15 protein-coding genes are annotated in these 16,849 nt (G+C 75.0%); 9 read left to right on the top strand and 6 right to left on the bottom strand.

Translation table 11 applies throughout. The features are described 5' to 3' along the window. Positions 1-122 precede the first annotated feature (122 nt). The 6 genes from ACI797_RS27210 to ACI797_RS27185 all read left to right on the top strand — a co-directional run bounded on the left by ACI797_RS27210 (position 123) and on the right by ACI797_RS27185 (position 6,701). A complete protein-coding gene (locus tag ACI797_RS27210) occupies positions 123-1,550 on the top strand; it encodes an LCP family protein (RefSeq protein ID WP_456863777.1) in 1,428 nt (475 codons plus the stop codon). Between the two features lie 214 nt (positions 1,551-1,764). Beyond that, on the top strand, positions 1,765-3,555 hold the full coding sequence (locus ACI797_RS27205) for an LCP family glycopolymer transferase (protein WP_456863774.1): 1,791 nt from the start codon (positions 1,765-1,767) through the stop codon (positions 3,553-3,555). Positions 3,556-3,567: 12 nt separating this feature from the next. After that, entirely contained in the window at positions 3,568-4,359 is a 792-nt protein-coding gene (locus tag ACI797_RS27200) for a TIGR03089 family protein (protein ID WP_456863771.1), read from the top strand. A 39-nt stretch (positions 4,360-4,398) separates the two neighbouring features. Then, a complete protein-coding gene (locus tag ACI797_RS27195; protein ID WP_456863768.1) occupies positions 4,399-5,196 on the top strand; it encodes a CoA transferase subunit A in 798 nt (265 codons plus the stop codon). Positions 5,197-5,200: 4 nt separating this feature from the next. After that, positions 5,201-5,869 (top strand): CoA transferase subunit B, encoded by a 669-nt coding sequence (locus tag ACI797_RS27190; RefSeq protein ID WP_456863765.1) that lies wholly within the window; start codon positions 5,201-5,203, stop codon positions 5,867-5,869. Between the two features lie 10 nt (positions 5,870-5,879). Further along, entirely contained in the window at positions 5,880-6,701 is an 822-nt protein-coding gene (locus tag ACI797_RS27185) for a DUF1028 domain-containing protein (RefSeq protein WP_456863762.1), read from the top strand. A gap of 67 nt (positions 6,702-6,768) precedes the next feature. On the opposite strand, the gene ACI797_RS27180 is transcribed toward ACI797_RS27185, so the two are convergent. The 3 genes from ACI797_RS27180 to ACI797_RS27170 are packed head-to-tail and all read right to left on the bottom strand — an operon-like array spanning position 6,769 to position 9,648. Continuing rightward, positions 6,769-7,920 (bottom strand): acyl-CoA dehydrogenase family protein, encoded by a 1,152-nt coding sequence (locus tag ACI797_RS27180; RefSeq protein ID WP_456863759.1) that lies wholly within the window; start codon positions 7,918-7,920, stop codon positions 6,769-6,771. Between the two features lie 10 nt (positions 7,921-7,930). Further along, positions 7,931-8,449, bottom strand: a complete 519-nt coding sequence (purE, locus tag ACI797_RS27175) for a 5-(carboxyamino)imidazole ribonucleotide mutase (RefSeq protein WP_456863756.1) — start codon at positions 8,447-8,449, stop codon at positions 7,931-7,933. Then, entirely contained in the window at positions 8,446-9,648 is a 1,203-nt protein-coding gene (locus ACI797_RS27170) for a 5-(carboxyamino)imidazole ribonucleotide synthase (protein ID WP_456863753.1), read from the bottom strand. The genes purE and ACI797_RS27170 overlap by 4 nt, the downstream gene beginning before the upstream one ends. 117 nt (positions 9,649-9,765) lie before the next feature. Between ACI797_RS27170 and ACI797_RS27165 the strand changes: the two genes are divergently transcribed. Then, positions 9,766-10,026: a hypothetical protein gene (locus ACI797_RS27165; protein ID WP_456863750.1), complete on the top strand. Its 261-nt coding sequence runs from the start codon at positions 9,766-9,768 to the stop codon at positions 10,024-10,026. Between the two features lie 4 nt (positions 10,027-10,030). Here the strand turns inward: ACI797_RS27165 and ACI797_RS27160 are convergent, their stop codons facing one another. Next, positions 10,031-11,746, bottom strand: a complete 1,716-nt coding sequence (locus tag ACI797_RS27160) for a hypothetical protein (protein WP_456863747.1) — start codon at positions 11,744-11,746, stop codon at positions 10,031-10,033. Between the two features lie 100 nt (positions 11,747-11,846). On the opposite strand from ACI797_RS27160, the gene ACI797_RS27155 reads away from it, so the two are divergent. Then, positions 11,847-12,374, top strand: a complete 528-nt coding sequence (locus ACI797_RS27155) for a GtrA family protein (RefSeq protein ID WP_456863744.1) — start codon at positions 11,847-11,849, stop codon at positions 12,372-12,374. Here ACI797_RS27155 and ACI797_RS27150 read toward each other — a convergent pair. Beyond that, positions 12,319-13,797 carry a phospholipid carrier-dependent glycosyltransferase gene (locus ACI797_RS27150; RefSeq protein WP_456863741.1) on the bottom strand — a complete coding sequence of 493 codons (1,479 nt, stop codon included), beginning with the start codon at positions 13,795-13,797 and terminating at the stop codon, positions 12,319-12,321. The two genes, ACI797_RS27155 and ACI797_RS27150, sit on opposite strands and share 56 nt — an antisense overlap. A gap of 138 nt (positions 13,798-13,935) precedes the next feature. Between ACI797_RS27150 and ACI797_RS27145 the strand changes: the two genes are divergently transcribed. After that, positions 13,936-15,228 (top strand): glycosyltransferase family 2 protein, encoded by a 1,293-nt coding sequence (locus ACI797_RS27145; RefSeq protein WP_456863738.1) that lies wholly within the window; start codon positions 13,936-13,938, stop codon positions 15,226-15,228. Between the two features lie 15 nt (positions 15,229-15,243). Here the strand turns inward: ACI797_RS27145 and ACI797_RS27140 are convergent. Beyond that, the coding region (locus ACI797_RS27140) for an SbcC/MukB-like Walker B domain-containing protein (RefSeq protein WP_456863735.1) at positions 15,244-16,849 on the bottom strand (1,606 nt) is incomplete at its 5' end.

Raw genomic sequence — 16,849 nt, 5'->3', positions numbered from 1 at the left:
CGTCGTGACCACCCCACCACACCCCCCCCCCCCCCCCCCCCCCCCCCCCCCCGCCGCCCCCCCCCCCCCCCCCCCCCCCCCCCCCCCCCCCCCCCCCCCGCCCCGGGGACGAGCGCGGCTCGGTGCCCCGCCCCGCGGGCCGGAGCTCGTCCGGCGTCGCCACCGCCGGCCGCCTGCTCGCCGGCCTGCTCTCCGTCGTCCTGCTGGCCACCACCGGCTGGGGCTGGTACCTCAGCGAGGTCGCCGACGCCAGCGTGCACCGCACCGACGCGATCCCCACCTCGGGCAACGACGGCATCGGCGGCGGCGCGGCGATGAACCTGCTGCTCGTCGGCAACGACAGCCGGGCGAGCGCGTCCGAGGAGGAGCTCCAGCAGCTCAACACCGAGGACAACGGCGGCATGGCCACCGACACGATGATCCTGGTGCACGTCCCGGCCGACGGATCGACGGCGTCCTTCGTCTCCTTCCCCCGCGACTCCTACGTGGAGATCCCCGGTCACGGGTGGGACAAGCTCAACGCCGCCTACGCCTACGGGGTCGCCGACGCCGGCCCGGACGCCGACGAGGACACCCGGCAGGCCGCCGGGGCACAGCTGCTCATCCAGACCATCAGCCGGCTCAGCGGCCTGCAGATCGACCACTACGCCGAGGTCGACCTGCTGGGCTTCTTCCGCATCAGCAGCGTCATCGGCGGGGTCGAGGTCAATCTGTGCAACGCCGTCCAGGACCCCTACTCGGGGGTCGACCTCCCGGCCGGTGTGCAGACCATCAGCGGCGAGCAGGCGCTGGCCTTCGTCCGCCAACGGCACGGCCTGCCGCGCGGCGACTTCGACCGGATCGTGCGCCAGCAGACGTTCATCGCCGGCATGATCCGCAAGATCCTCTCCGACAACGTGCTGTTCGACCTCGGCAAGCAGCGGGAGCTCGTGCAGGCGGCCGCCGGCTCGCTGACGATCGACCAGAACCTCGACCTGTTCGACCTCGCCGCCCAGATGCAGTCGGTCACCGCGGGCAGCATCGAGTTCCAGACCATCCCGTACGCCGGCGACGACCACGACGAGGACGGCCGCTACATCCTCCGCCTGCAGGACCCCGAGGTCCTGCACGAGTTCTTCGCGACGCTGTCCGCCGACGCCCCGGCCGCCCCGGAGTCCACCGAGAGCGGCGCGTCGCCGACGGTCGCCCCGGGCGAGGTGTCCGTCGCCGTGTACAACGGCTCCGGCACGTCGGGGCTGGCGGCCTCGACCGCCGAGGAGCTGAGCGCGGCGGGCTTCGACGTGGTCAGCACCGGCAACGCCGACAGCGCCGCCTACACCGCCACGGAGATCCGCTACGCCACGGGCGACGACGCCCTGGCGAACACGCTCGCCGCAGCCATCCCCGGCGCCCAGACCGTGCAGTCCGACGAGGCCCCGCAGGGCACCGTCGAGCTGGTGCTCGGTTCCGACTTCAACGGCGTCGGCCGGGCGGTGACGACGCCGGAGACCCCGTCCCCCGCCGAGGGCGAGGGCGCCCGGACCGCTGCGGACACCGGTTGCATCAACTAGCTCCCGCGGTGGCGCGTCCCCGTCTTCCCCAGTCCCCCGAGCAGTGAGGAATCCCGTGACCCGAGAGCGTGAGGCCCGCGGCACGACGGCTGACCGCCGCCCCCTGCCGGCGCGGCTCGACCCGCGCGCGGGTCGAGCGAACCGTCGACCGGAGCCGGCTTCCGCCTCGCGCCCCTCGGCGCCCCGGCCCGCGGCCTCCCGCTCGTCGGCCACCGTGCCCCCGCCCCGCGCCTCCGTCGGGCTGCCGCCGGTCCCGCGGGCCCGCGCCGGCTTCCCGCCCGTGCCGCCGGGGCGCGGGTCCGCGCCGGCCCGGGTCGAACGGCGCTGGGACGAGGAGCCGGTCCGCGGCGGTCAGCTGGTCGAGGACCGCTGGGACGACCGTCTCGACGACGACCGCTTCGCCCGCTTCGAGCAGGAGGAGTGGGACGAGGACTGGGACGAGGAGTGGGACGACGACGCCGCCGACGACGCGCCCCGGCGCGGCTTCGGCGCGGTCCTCGGCCTCACCACGGTCGGCGCGCTGGTGCCCGGCGTGGCGTTCGTCGCCGCCGGGCGCCGCAAGCTCGGCTGGCTGCTGATCGCCCTGTTCGTCCTCACCCTGGCCGCCGGCGCCTGGCTGGCGACCGCCGGCCGCAGCACCGCGCTGCACTGGGCCGTCGACCCGACCGCCCTGCTGTGGGTCACCTGGGGCGTCGTCGGGGTGGCCGTGGGCTGGGCGCTGGTCGTCATCGCCGGCTACCGCATGCTCGCCCCCGACACGACCAGCCGCGGCCGGCACGTCGTCGGCGGTCTCCTCGTGACGGCCTTGGCGCTGGGTGTCGCGGCCCCGGCGTTCGAGGTCGCCCACCTGGCCTCGGTGCAGCGCGACCTGCTCGGCGGCCTGTTCGCCGACGGCGAGTCGGCGACCACGCCGGACGTCACCGCCGCCGACCCGTGGGCCGGCAAGCCGCGGGTGAACGTGCTGCTGCTGGGCGGCGACGGCGGCGACGGCCGCGAGGGCGTGCGCACCGACACCGTGATGGTCGCGAGCATCGACACCAAGACCGGCGCCACGACGCTGTTCAGCTTGCCGCGCAACCTCGAGGACCTGCCTTTCCCGGCCGACAGCCCGCTGCACGAGGTCTACCCCGACGGCTTCGACGCCGGCAGCGAGAGCGAGAGCCTGCTCAACGCCGTGTACCGCAACGGCCCGGCGATGCACCCGGACATCCTGGGGCCGACGGACAACCCGGGTGCCGACTTCCTCAAGCTCGGCGTCGGCGAGGCCCTCGGCCTGGACATCGACTACTACGTGCTGGTCAACCTGGAGGGCTTCAGCCAGCTGGTCGACGCGCTCGGCGGCATCACCGTGAACGTCAACTACTGGGTGCCGATCGGCGGCGAGCCGACGAAGGGCTACCTCCCCGACGACTACATCGCCCCGGGCGCGAACCAGCACATGGACGGTCCGCGCGCCCTTGCCTATGCCCGCGGCCGGTTCGGCCTCACGGACTACACCCGCATGGACCGCCAGCGCTGCATGATCAACGCGATCGTGGACGCGGCGGACCCGATGACCCTGCTCTCGCGCTACCAGCAGCTGGCCGCGACCACGCAGGACATCGTCAGCACCGACATCCCGCAGGACGTCGTCGGCTCCTTCGTGGACCTGGCGCTGAAGGTCAAGGACGCCGGGATCCAGAGCGTCGTCTTCGACGACACGGTGATCCGGCCGGCGTACCCGGACTACGACCTGATCCGCGGCATCGTCAGCCAGGCGATCGGCGCGGCACCGGCGGGTGGCACGTCGACGGGCACCTCCGGGACCACCATCGGGACGACGGGCACGACGACCGGCACGACCACTGGGACGACGACAGGGCCGACGTCGGGCACCACGTCGGGCCCGGCGGCGCCCGGCCACGCCGACGACACCACCGACGCCTGCGCCTACGACCCGGTGGCCGCGCAGCAGGCGCTCGACGAGGGCAAGCCCCCGACGAAGCGTGACCCGAACGGCGGCTGACACCCTGTCGGCATGCCGTCCACCCCTGCCGACCTGCTGGACCGGGCCCGGCGGCGGGACCCCTCGGGGCCGCTGCTGACGTACTACGACGACGCCGCCGGCGAGCGGGTGGAGCTGTCGGCGACCACCCTCGCCAACTGGGTCGCCAAGACGGCGAACCTCCTGCAGGAGGAGTTCGACGTCGGCCCGGGCAGCGCGGTGGCGGTGGCCCTGCCGGTGCACTGGCAGACCGCCGCGGTGCTGCTCGGGGTGTGGAGCTGCGGGGCGACCGTGCTCGACACCGCCGCCGAGGACGACGGCCGGCTGGCCGAGGCCGACGTCGTCCTCGCCGCGCGGGACCGGGTCGACGCCGTCGCGGAGGTGGCGGGCGGGGAGCTCCTGGGGCTGTCGCTGCACCCGCTCGGTCTCGGGATGCGCGACTACACCGGCCCGGCCCGCGACTTCGCGCTGGAGGTGCGCACCGCCGGCGACCGCTTCACCCCCTGGACGCCGCCGGACCCGGCCGCCCCCGGCCTGCGCGTGGGCGGGCTGGAGCTGACTCTCGGCGGACTGGCCGAGGGGGCCGGCGAGCTGGCCGGGCGCCTCGGCCTGGTCGAGGGCGACCGGGTGCTGGTCGACGACGTCACCGCGGCCGAGGCCGGCCCGGTGGCCTGGCTGCTCGCCCCGCTCGCGGCCGGCGCGTCGGTGGTGGTCTGCCGCTCCCCCGACCCCGCCGGCCTGGCCGCCCGCGCGGCCGCCGAACGGGTCACGGCTACGCTCGGACCCCAGATCGACGGCATCCGCGCGCTGGGCCGCCCCGCCTGACGGGGGCGTCCCGCCGCGTCCCAGAACGGTGGTTCCTGCATGGACAAGGTGGTGGCCGGCGCCCGCGAGGCCGTGGCCGACATCGCCGACGGCGCGACGCTCGCCGTCGGTGGTTTCGGGCTCTGCGGGGTGCCGATCAAGCTGATCGACGCGCTGCTGGAGCAGGGCGCGAAGAACCTGACGACGATCTCGAACAACTGCGGCGTCGACGACCAGGCCCTCGGCGTGCTGCTCTACGCCGGCCGGATCACCCGCACCATCAGCTCGTTCGTCGGCGGCAACAAGGAGCTGGCCCGGCTGTACCTCTCCGGCCAGCTGGAGGTCGAGCTGACCCCGCAGGGCACGCTGGCCGAGCGGCTGCGCGCCGGCGGCGCCGGCATCCCCGCCTTCTTCACGCCGACCGGCGTCGGCACGATGGTCGCCGACGGCGGCATCCCGATCCGCTACGACGCCGACGGCAACGTCGTCGAGACCAGCCGGCCCAAGGAGGTCCGCGAGTTCGACGGCCGCCAGTACGTGCTCGAGACCGCGCTGACCGCCGACTACGGGCTGGTCCGGGCCGCGGTCGGCGACCGGCACGGCAACCTGGTCTTCCACGAGTCGGCGATGAACTTCAACCCGCTCGCCGGCATGGCCGGCCGGATCACCGTCGCCGAGGTCGAGGAGCTCGTCGAGCCCGGCGAGATCCGCCCCGAGGAGGTGCACCTGCCCGGGGTGTACGTCCAGCGGGTCGTCGTGGTCGGCCCCGAGGGCAAGAGCATCGAGAAGCGGACCACCCGGCCGCGCACCGAGGGGGCCGCCCCGGCCGGTGCCGGCGACGAGACGACGGAGGCCTGACGAGATGGCACTGACGCGCGACGAGCTCGCCGCCCGCGTGGCCCTCGAGCTCACCGACGGCCAGTACGTGAACCTGGGCATCGGCATGCCGACCCTGGTGCCCAACTTCGTCCCGGACGACGTCCACGTGGTGCTGCACAGCGAGAACGGCATCCTGGGCGTGGGCCCCTACCCGTTCGAGGGCGAGGAGGACCCGGACCTGATCAACGCCGGCAAGGAGACGGTGACGATCCTGCCGGGCGCCAGCTTCTTCGACTCCGCGCAGTCGTTCGGGATGATCCGCGGCGGCCACCTCGACCTGGCCATCCTCGGCGCCATGCAGGTCAACGTCCGCGGTGACCTGGCCAACTGGCTGATCCCCGGGAAGATGGTCAACGGCATGGGCGGCGCGATGGACCTGGTCCGGGGCGCCAAGCGGGTGATCATCATGATGGAGCACGTCGCCCGCGACGGGTCGGCCAAGATCGTCCAGGAGTGCACGCTGCCGCTCACCGGCAAGGCGTGCGTCGACCGGATCGTCACCGACCTCGCCGTCGTCGACGTCACCGACGACGGGCTCGTGCTGCGCGAGGTCGCCCCCGGCGTGACCGTCGACGAGGTCGTGGCGGCCACCGGCGCGCCGCTCACCGTCCCCGACGACGTCCCGACGATGTCGCTGCCGGCCGCCGCCTGACCGCACCTGCGTGACGTTCTCGGTCGTCGCGCGCGACCCCGGGACCGGGGAGCTCGGGATCGCCGTCTCCTCGTGCATCCTCGCCGTGGGTCGCGCGGTGCCCGGTGCCCGGCCGGGCATCGGCGTGGTCGCCGTGCAGGCGCGCAGCCGCCGCGGTCTGGGCGGCACGCTGCTGAACGGCCTGGCCGACGGCGCGGGCCCCGAGGAGCTGGTGCGGAAGGCGGCGCACTCGGCGGAGGACGCCGACCGGCAGATCGCCGTCCTGGCCGCCGACGGGCGGGTCGCGGCCGACACCGGCCGCACGGCCTTCCCGGTGTCGGGCCACCTGCTCGGCGACGGCTGGAGCGTGCAGGGCAACATGCTCGCCTCGGCGGAGGTCCTGCCCGCCATGGCGCAGGCCTTCACCGCGGCCGGCGGTGGCCTGCCGGACCGGCTGCTGGCCGCGCTCACGGCCGGCCAGGACGCCGGCGGCGACCTGCGGGGGCGGCAGTCGGCGGCGCTGCTCGTCGTCTCCGGGACGCCGGCCACCGACGAGGACGACGGCGTGCGGATGGACCTGCGGGTCGACGACTCCGGCGATCCCGTGGCCCAGCTCCGCATGCTGCGCAACCTGCAGCGGGCCTACGACGAGCGGGACTACGAGACCCTCGCCCTGTTCGCCCCGGAGGGGGCGCGCGACCTGTACGCGGCCGTCGCGGCGTCGCAGCGCGGCGACCGCGAAGCCGCACGAGGCGCCCTGGAGGCGATGCGCAGCCGGCCGGGGTGGGCCGCCTGGCTGGCCGCGATGGCCGGGGACTCGCGGCTCTCCGCCGTCACCCGCCTGCTGGACTAGCGAGGACCCTCGCGCAGCTCCTCGACCAGCTCGCGTGCGAGGACGCCGGTCAGCCAGCCGTCGGCGCTCACCGCAGCAGCGAGCGGGCGATGACCATGCGCTGGATCTGGTTGGTGCCCTCGTAGATCTGGGTGATCTTGGCGTCGCGCATCATGCGCTCGACGGGGAAGTCCTGGGTGTAGCCGGCCCCGCCGAAGAGCTGCACGGCGTCGGTGGTCACCTGCATCGCCACGTCGGAGGCGAACGCCTTGGCCGAGGCCGAGACGCGGGTGACGTCGGGCCGGCCCTGCTCGCCGGCCGCGGCGGCGACGTAGACGAGGTGCCGGGCGGCCTCGATCTTCATCTCCATGTCGGCGAGCATGAACTGCACGCCCTGGAAGCTGCCGACGCTCGTGCCGAACTGCTTGCGGTCCTTGACGTAGGCCACGGCCGCGTCCAGCGCGCCCTGCGCGATGCCGACCGCCTGCGCGCCGATCGTCGGCCGGGTGAAGTCCAGCGTGCGCAGCGCGGTCTTGAAGCCGGTGCCCTCGGCGCCGATGATCCGGTCGGCCGGGATGGTGCAGTCGGTGAAGTACAGCTCGCAGGTGGGCGAGCCCTTGATGCCCATCTTGCGTTCCTTGGGCCCGACGGCGAAGCCCGGGTCGTCCTTGTGCACGGCGAACGCCGAGATGCCGTTGGCGCCCTTCTCCGGGTCGGTCACCGCCATGACCGTGTACCAGGAGGAGACGCCGGAGTTGGTGATCCAGGCCTTGGTGCCGCCCAGCACCCAGGAGTCGCCGTCGCGGCGGGCGCGGGTCTTCATCGCCGCGGCGTCGGAGCCGGCCTCGCGCTCGGACAGGCCGTAGCTGATCATCGCCTCGCCGGCGGCGATCGGGGCGAGCACCTGCTGCTTGAGCTCCTCGTCGGCGGCCAGGATGACCGGCATCGAGCCGAGCTTGTTCACCGCCGGGATCAGCGACGCCGAGGCGTCGACCCGGGCGACCTCCTCGATGACGATGCAGGTGGCGATCGCGTCGGCGCCCTCGCCCCCGTAGGCCTCTGGGATGTGCGTGGCGTGGAACCCGGCCGCGGTCAGCGCCTTCTGCGCCTCGATCGGGTAGCGCGAGTTCGCGTCGACGTCGGCGGCGTGCGGCGCGATCTCCCGCTCCGCGATGTCGCGGACCGCCTCCCGGATCGCCTCGTGCTCGTCGGTCAGCGCGTACAGCCCGTTGCTACCCACGGGTAGAAGATTAGTCCCGGTGCTCCTCGTCGGCGCCGAGCCGGGCCTGGAGCGCCGCGTCGCGGGCGAGCACCGACTCCGCGAGGTCGGCCTGGAACCGGGCCACCTCGGCGCGCAGCCGCTCGTCCCCGGCGGCCAGGATGCGGACGGCGAGCAGCCCCGCGTTGCGCCCGCCGCCGATGCTCACCGTGGCCACCGGCACCCCGGCCGGCATCTGCACGATGGACAGCAGGCTGTCCAGCCCGTCGAGGCGGTCCAGCGGCCGGGGCACGCCGATCACCGGCAGCGGGGTGGCCGCGGCGACCATGCCGGGCAGATGCGCCGCTCCCCCGGCCCCGGCGACGATCACCCGCAGGCCGCGGTCGGCGGCGGACTCGGCGTACTCCAGCATCCGCCGGGGCGTCCGGTGGGCCGAGACGACGTGCGCTTCCCACGGGACCGCGAACTCGTCGAGCGCCGTGGCGGCCGGCTCCATGGTCGGCCAGTCGGAGTCGCTGCCCATCACGATGCCGACCAGCGGATCGCTCACGCGTGCTCCTCCTCGAACGCGAACGCCGGGTCGACGACCCCGTCGGCCAGGTAGCGGGCCGCGGCGACGGCGCGGGCGCGGACCTCCTCCAGGTCGTCCCCGAGCGCGGTGACGTGGCCGAGCTTGCGGCCGGGCCGCTGCCCCTTGCCGTACCAGTGCAGCTTCACGTCGGGCCAGTGCGCCATGAAGTGGTGCACCCGCTCGTCGAGCCCCGGTCCGGCCCAGCCGGGAGCCGCCGCGGCGCCGCCGAGCACGTTGGCCATGACGACGACCGGTGCGGTCATCGCCGTCGAGCCCAGCGGGTAGTCGAGGACGGCGCGCAGGTGCTGCTCGAACTGACCGGTGCGGGCGCCCTCGATGGTCCAGTGCCCCGAGTTGTGCGGCCGCATCGCGAGCTCGTTGACCAGCACCCCGTCGGCGGTCTCGAACAGCTCGACGGCGAGCAGCCCCACCACGCCGAGCCGGTCGGCGATCCGGATGGCCAGCTCCTGGGCGGCGGTGGCCCGCGCCTCGCCGAGCCCGGGCGCCGGGGCGAGCACCTCGTGGCACACGCCGTCGCGCTGCACGGTCTCGACCACCGGCCACACCGCGACCTGGCCGAACGGCGAGCGGGCCACCTGCACGGCCAGCTCGCGCACCATCGGCACCCGCTCCTCGGCCAGGAGCGCGCCGTGCCGCTCGAGCAGCGCGGTGGCCGCGTCGGCGTCGTCCACCACGAAGACGCCCTTGCCGTCGTACCCACCGCGCGGGGTCTTCAGCACGACGGGCCACCCGTTGGCGCCGGCGAAGTCGGCCACGCCGACCGGCGTGCTCACCTCGGCCCAGGCGGGCTGCGGCTCGCCGGCGGCGGCGAGCGCGCGCCGCAGCACGAGCTTGTCCTGGGCGTGCACCAGCGCCGCAGGCCCCGGGGCGACCCGGTGCCCGGCCTCCTCCAGCGCCCGCAGGTGCTCGGTCGGGACGTGCTCGTGGTCGAACGTGACCACGGTGGCGCCCTCGGCCACCCGTCGCAGGGCGTCGAGGTCGCGGTGGTCGCCGAGGACGACGTCGGCCGCGACGAGCGCCGCCGATTCCTCCGGGCCGGTGGACAGCACCCGCAGGGACTGCCCGAGCGCGATGGCCGCCTGGTGCGTCATGCGGGCGAGCTGCCCCCCGCCGACCATCGCCACCACGGGGAGCCCGTCGCCGCCTGCCTTCCGCATCGGCGAGCAGCGTAGCCGCCTGCTGCCGACGGCCTCCCGGCCACCGTGCAAGATCACGGGTGAGCGCGGGGAGGACGGCGGTCTTCGGCGGGACCCGGCCGACGCAGGAAGGGCACCATGACCGAGTACCGCAGGAGGGACCTCACCGGCGCGATGACCGCCGCCGGGCTGGAGGTGCTGGAATCCCGGTACGTCAACATGCCCGGGCTGCCGGCCTGGTTCGTGGCGATGCGGCTGCTGCGGATGGTCCCCGGTGAGCACGGCGGGCTGTCGCAGTGGGACCGCCTCGTCATTCCCGCGGCGCGGTGGGTGGAGTCCCAGGTCAGGGCACCGTTCGGCCAGTCCGTGTTCGCCGTCGCACGCGTCCCGGAGCGGTGAGCGGTCAGTTCCCTCCCCCCGGCGTCCGGACATCCCACAGCTGGACGTCCGCCACCCGCCGTCCCCCCACGCCGAGCAGGGCCGTGATCACCTCGGCGGTCTGCTCGGCCCGCGGTCGGGACATCGGCAGCACGACCACGTCGGCGTCCCAGTACGCGAGGTCGGCACGCGCCTGACGGCGATCGGCCCCGGTGATCTCCGGCAGCTGCCCGGCATCGGCCCCCGCCAGCAGCTCTCCGGTGGGGCGCGGCGCGGCTCCCCAGGTGCCCACGCCATCCACCCCCGGCGCGAGGAAGTAGCCCCCGGCCAGCACGATCTCGAAGTCGACCGCGGTCTGCCAGCGGTAGGCGGCGAGCTCCCCGGGTCCGGGGACCGGCACCGCGACGACGGTGTCGCCGGGGGCCAGGTGGTCGCGCCACTCCCCCGACGCGAAGAACTCCGGGACCGGCTCCCGGTCGACGACCGCCTTGCGCTCCGGGACCAGCGGCACCAGCGCCACGGCCAGGGCCACCGGCAGGAGGACCCGGGCGGGCGTGCCGCTGGTGCGCAGCCGGTCCACGCCCGCCGCGACGAGCAGCCCGAACACGGGCAGGCAGACCATCGTCAGCCGGCTGGGCGGGAGGTGGTCGAGGACAGGCAGCTCGCCGAGGAGCGCCCACGGGCCGGGGACGCCCGTCTCGCGCCAGCCGACGACGACCTCGCGCCCGAGCGACAGGGCGGCGAAGACGACGCCGACGACGCCGGCCGCCAGAACCACCGCCGACCTGCGCAACCAGACCAGCAGCACGGGGGCGAGCAGCACCAGACCCCACCCGAAGTGGGCGTTCTGCTCGTTCGGGTTCAGCGCGTAGTTCTCGTACCAGGCGGCGTCCGGCATGCGGGTGCGCACGAGGGCGGCGAGGTCGTTGGCGAAGCCGACGACCGCCCCGTCGAGGCCGCGGTAGGCGTGCGGGCCCCAGAACTGGACGGCGATCGGCGCGGCGAGCAGGCTGCCGGCCACCAGCGCCGTCACGCCGAGCCCGCGCGCGAACGCGCCGAGCCGGGCGCGGGCGGCCCTCGGGCGCAGCGCGGCCCAGGTGCCCACGAACAGGCCGGTCGCCAGCGCCGTGTAGGTGAGCACCTCCGCGCCGATCAGGAACTGCCAGGCGACGAGCAGCCCCAGGACCGCCCCGTGGCGCAGGGCTCGCCCGGGTTCGCCCAGGCGGACGGTCCACCACACCAACCAGGGCACCAGGAACTGGGCGATCAGGTTCAGGTGACCACCGGCGTGCGACAGCATCGGCGGCCCGAAGGCGGCGAGGGCACCGCCGAGCGCGGCGCCGGGCCGGAACGGCGCCACCCGGCGCAGCAGGAGGTACCAGCCGGTCGCTGTCCCGGCGAGGCCGAGCGTCAGGGCCACGGCGTAGGTGACGTCGGGCCCCGCGGACCAGGTCAGCGGTGCGAGCGGCACCCCGAGGCCCAGCAGGGAGGTGTTGGCCAGGAGGTTCACGCCGTCCGGCGCGTTGACCGCATCGGTGACGAAGGGGTTGCCACCGTGCCGCAGCACGTGCGCGCCCCACGCGAGGAACCACTCGTGCTGCTCGTGATCGCTGACCGTCGCCGCGAGGAGCACGTCCCGCGGGGCGGCCCACAGCGCGGAGTAGATCCAGACGCTCAGGCCGAGGTACCCGCCGACGACCGGCAGGTCCGCCCACGACCTGCGACGCGGGGCGGTCTCCACGGCACGGCTGTACCACCCTCGCCGCCGAACCGCTCCCCCGGGCACCCGGTCGGGGGAGCATCCGCTCCACCGGATCCCGTTCCGCCGTACGGTGGAGCGGATGAACCCCGTGCGCGCCCTCCGAGACCGCGTGGGCGGCACGTGGCGTGTGCTGGTCAAGGAGCTCAGCGCCTTCGGGATCGTCGGCGGCGCCACCTTCCTGCTCGACATCGGGCTGTTCCAGGTGCTCTACGCGAAGGTGGGCCTCGACGCCGTCCTGGCCAAGCTGCTGTCCACGCTGGTGTCGATGACGGTCGCCTACCTGGGGCACCGCTACTGGTCGTTCTCCCACCGCGCCCGCACCGGCGTCCGCCGCGAGTACCTGCTCTTCGCCGCGGTGAACGCGGTGACCCTGGTGCTCGGCCTCGCGGTCGTCGCGTTCGTCCGCTATCCCCTGGGCCAGACCGATGCGCTCGTGCTGCAGGCCGCCAACATCGGCTCGATCGCACTCGGCACGCTGATCCGCTTCCTGTCCTACCGCCGGTGGATCTTCCCGGCGCACCCCGAGCCGGCCCCGGTGGGGGGTGACGGCCTCAGGCGGTCGAGCGAGGTCGCGCCAGCAGGTCCTCCCCCGGCGACGGCGGGCTGACGGCTCCGCGGGCCCCCGGCGACCCTTGCGCCGCCGGCGCCGACCGCCCGCCCCGCCAGCCGCGCACCGCGAGAGCGGCGCCGAGCGGGAGCACCGCGAGGACCGGCAGCCCGTACCGGTAGTCGAAGACAGCGGTCGCCGACGGGACGCCGACCAGCACCAGCGCCACGACGGCGCAGAGCACCGCATCCAGGACGTCCCGTCCGGAACCGCGGCGGGGGTGCGGAACCACCCCGGAGATCGCCACGAGGAACAGGGCGCCGAGCACCGGGCCCGGCACGTGCACCCAGTCCTGATACGTGACCAGCCGCCGCGCGACGGCCGGTCGGTCGAAGCTGAGCGCGAGCTCGGACCGGAACCCCTGCGGGGCGAGCTGGGCCTCGCAGCGGAACTGCCGGTAACGCTGGGCATCCTCGGGGAACTCCCAGAAGCCGGGGCAGGTGTCGAACCGGTCGAGCCCGCCCCGGGGCAGCGCGTACTGGAGCACCGAGGCGGCCGTCGTCCGGAGCAGGTCGAGCGGCTGCCCGCGGATGACCAGCAGGGAGAACTCGGTCAGGTCGTCCTCCGTGTAGCGCCCGCTGTTGGCGGGGCTGTCGGGGTGCCACACGTAGAAGTCGGGGTTGGGCCGGGTCTCGACCGGCTGGTCGGGGCAGAGGGCTTCCAGGCCGGAAGGGACGTCGAGCCGCTCGCAGTCGGCGAACGTGGACACCCGGCCGTAGAGGAAGTGCCCGGTGAAGCCGGTCACCGCGTACTGGCCGGTGGCGCTGTGGAACCACAGCACGTACGGCACGACGACGGCGGCCACGCCGAGGCCTGCACCGGCGAGGGACAGCCACCCCAGCCGCCGCCTGAACAGCAGCACCAGCAGGTAGAGGCCCACCGCGGCGAGCACGAACGTGCCGACCGTGCGGGTGAGCATGCCCGCGCCGAGCAGCACCCCCGCGCCCGTCGCCGCCCACCAGGGCGGCCGCTCCCGCCACAGCAGCAGGGTCAGCGCCCCCACGAGCAGGAAGACGTACAGCGACTCGGCGAGCACGTAGTGCTCGATCTGCACCAGGTAGCCGTCGAGGGCCAACGGCACGACGGCGAGGGTTCGGACGACCCGCCCGACGCCGCGGTGGGCCAGCAGGAGGTACGCGAGGCTGGTGGCCAGCAGACCGAGCCCGTGCTGAACGACGACGACGGCCTCGAACGGCACCCACCGCTCGAGAAGTGCGAGCAGCCACGAGTAGCCCCACGGGCGGTGCACCTGGGCCTCGCCGGTCTCGGCCACCTCGAGGTAGGTGATCGAGTCGGGGAACCAGAACGCCGGGACGTACGCGTGGACCACCAGGCCCCGCACGGCCCCGCCGGCGAGCAACAGCACGAGGAAGGCGCCGTGCTCGGACAGGAACCGGAGAACGCGCCGCCGCGGTCCCGACACCCGGTGAGGCTAACAGTGCGTGACCGCACGATCGGTGGGCCGGTGCCCCATGTACTGCACACCTGTCGCGCGGCCCTCTACCGTTGAGCCGATGAGCACCAGCTGTGAGCGTCCCGGGGCCCCGCTGCGAGCGGCCGCATGACGACCGCCCGCCCGCACCGCGCCGCCCGGTCGGCCGCGCACGGCAACTACGTCGTCGATCCCGACGGGCCCAACGTGGCGATCGACCTCGACCCCGCGACCGCGGGCCTCGCGACCGCGCCGGTCGAGCAGGACGTCTGCGAGCTGTCCGTGGTGCTCCCGTGCCTCAACGAGGCCGAGACGCTGGTGACCTGCATCCGCAAGGCGCAGCGGTCGATGACGTCCCTCGGCATCGACGGGGAGGTGGTCGTCGCGGACAACGGCTCCACCGACGGCTCGCAGGAGCTCGCCCGCGCCGCCGGCGCCCGCGTCGTCCACGTCGACCGCCGCGGGTACGGTGCCGCGCTGCAGGGCGGGATCGCGGCCGCCCACGGCCGCTTCGTGCTCATGGCCGACGCCGACGACAGCTACGCGCTCGACGACATCGGGGACTTCGTCGCGGCCCTGCGCGACGGCGCCGACCTGGTGATGGGCAACCGCTTCCGCGGCGGCATCGAGCGCGGTGCGATGCCGTTCCTGCACCGCTACCTCGGCAACCCGGTGCTCTCCTGGGCCGGGCGCCGGTTCTTCCGGGTGCCCATCGGCGACTTCCACTGCGGCATGCGCGCGTTCCGTCGCGACCGGGTGCTCGCGCTCGGCCTGCAGACCGACGGCATGGAGTTCGCCAGCGAGATGGTCGTGCGCGCCGGGCTGACCGGGCTGCGCATCACCGAGGTGCCCACCGTGCTGCGCCCCGACGGCCGCAGCCGCGCCCCGCACCTGAACACCTGGCGCGACGGCTGGCGCCACCTGCGCTTCCTCCTGGCGCTGAGCCCGCGCTGGTTCCTGCTCTACCCGGGGCTCGTGCTGAGCGTCCTGGGCACCCTCGGGCTGGCCGTGCTCGCGGTCGACAACCTGACCGTCGGCGCTCTGACGTTCTCCGTGCACACCATGCTGGCGTTCGCCACGGCCGTCGTCGTCGGCCTCCAGGTCACGGGGGTGGCCGCGATCTCGCGCGCCTACGCCTGGAGGCTGGGGCTGCTGCCGCAGAGCCCCCGGCTGGAGAAGTGGATCCAGCGGACCACCCTCGAGCGGGGCCTGCTGCTGGGCGTGCTCTGCGCGCTGGCCGGCATCGGTTGCTTCGTCGGGGCGCTGGTGCAGTGGGGCTCGACCGGTTTCGGTGAGCTCGACCCGGTGCAGACGATGCAGCTGCCGATCCTCGGCATGGTCCTCATCGTCGGCGGTGTGCAGCTGGTGCTGGTCGGCTTCCTGGCCAGCATCAGCGAGCTGCGCCCGGCCGCCGTCGGCTGACCCCCCGCTCCCAGGTCACCCCGCCAGGCGGGAACCGTTCCGGCCGGCCAGCACCTCGACCCGGGTGGGGATCCGCAGCTTCAGCTCCTCGACGTGGCTGATCACGCCGACGGTGCGCCCGCCGCGCCGCAGCTCGTCGAGGACGGTCATCACCGCGTCGAGCGCCTGCGCGTCAAGGGTGCCGAAGCCCTCGTCGACGAAGAGCGTGTCGATCTGCACCCCGCCGGTCTCGGCGGTGACGACGTCGGCCAGCCCGAGGGCGAGGGCGAGCGAGGCCATGAAGCTCTCCCCGCCGGACAGGGTCTTGGTCGGCCGGCGCACCCCGGTGTACTCGTCCAGCACGTCCAGCCCCAGGCCGCCGCGGGCGCCGTGCCGGCCCTGCGCGTCGCTGTGCACGAACGTGTACCGGCCGTTCGACATCTCGAGCAGCCGCCGGCTGGCCACGTCGGCGACCTGCTCGAGCCGGCCGGCCAGCACGAAGGACTGCAACCGCATCCGCAGGGCGTTCGCCCCGCGGCCGTTGACCAGGTCGGCCAGGGCGCCCACCTGCTCGGCACGGGCGCGCCGGTGCTGCAGGTCGATCTCGGCGGCGGTCAGGTCGCCGGCCAGGTCGGCCAGCGCGCGGGCGCAGCGGCCGGCCCGGTCGCGGGCGGCGACGGCGTCCTCCCGCCGGGCGGTCGTCCCGGCGCAGCGCCGCTCGAGCGCGGCGACGTCGGGCAGCGGCCCGAGGTCGGCCAGCTCGGGATCGGCCAGGACCCGCTCGGTGGCGGCGAGCGCGCGCTCGTGCTCGTCGATCCGGCGGTCGAGGGCGGCGAGCGCGCCGGCCTCCAGCAGGGCACCGGCGGCCTCGGCCAGGCCGGGGAAGCCGGTCTCGCCGACCCGTCGCTGCGCCGTCGCCCGCGCGGTGTCGGCGTCGGTGCGCGCCCGCAGCTCGGCGACCTCGGCCTCGAGGACCGCCTCGCAGCGCTCCGCCGCCGTGGTCAGCCGCCGGGCCCGCGCGGCCAGGTCGGCGTCCTCGCCGCGCGCCTCGTCCAGCTTCGCGACCAGCTCGTCGAGCACCGCCGCCCGGGCGGCGCGCTCGGCCGTGCGGGCCTGCAGCCGCTCCCGATCGGCGGCGAGCCGGTCGGTCGCCGCCGCGTGCTCGGCCTCGAGGGCCGCCAGCCCGCGACGCAGCTCGTCGACGCGGCGGGCCGCGGCCCGGGTGGCGTCGCGCCGGTCGGCGGCCTCGGCGGCGACGGTGGTGAGGTCGGCGACCGGCCGCTCGCCGGACCGTTCGCCCAGGACGGCGAGTTCGCGCTCCAGCTCCTCGACGGCCCGGCCGGCCGCCGCCGTGGCCTGCTCGGCGGCGTCCACCGCGGCGCGGGCGGCGTCCTCGTCGGCCGCCGTGACCCGCGGGCCGCTGCCCACGGCCGGCCGCGGGTGCTCGCGCCCGCCGCAGACGGGGCACTCGGTCCCGGGCACCAGCCCGGCGGCGAGCTCGGCGGCCATGCCGTCCAGCCGCCGGCCGCGCACCTCGACCAGCCGTTCCCGGGCGCCCAGCCACTCCTCGCGGGCGTCCGCCGGCGGGCCGGGGGGGGGGGGGGGCCGGCGGGGCCCCCGCCGCGCGGCGCGGCGGGCGGCG

This window comes from Geodermatophilus sp. SYSU D00691, assembly GCF_054050275.1.
Note: the sequence above shows the minus strand (reverse complement) of the source record. Positions and strands in the feature narration are given on the sequence as shown.

Bases quoted from the DNA above. Each gene is read 5' to 3' on its own strand.
- ACI797_RS27200 (WP_456863771.1), top strand. From the start codon at position 3,568: ATGCCGTCCACCCCTGCCGACCTGCTGGACCGGGCCCGGCGGCGGGAC.
- ACI797_RS27195 (WP_456863768.1), top strand. From the start codon at position 4,399: ATGGACAAGGTGGTGGCCGGCGCCCGCGAGGCCGTGGCCGACATCGCC.
- ACI797_RS27145 (WP_456863738.1), top strand. From the start codon at position 13,936: ATGACGACCGCCCGCCCGCACCGCGCCGCCCGGTCGGCCGCGCACGGC.
- ACI797_RS27155 (WP_456863744.1), top strand. From the start codon at position 11,847: ATGAACCCCGTGCGCGCCCTCCGAGACCGCGTGGGCGGCACGTGGCGT.
- ACI797_RS27165 (WP_456863750.1), top strand. From the start codon at position 9,766: ATGACCGAGTACCGCAGGAGGGACCTCACCGGCGCGATGACCGCCGCC.
- ACI797_RS27170 (WP_456863753.1), bottom strand. From the start codon at position 9,648: ATGCGGAAGGCAGGCGGCGACGGGCTCCCCGTGGTGGCGATGGTCGGC.
- ACI797_RS27190 (WP_456863765.1), top strand. From the start codon at position 5,201: ATGGCACTGACGCGCGACGAGCTCGCCGCCCGCGTGGCCCTCGAGCTC.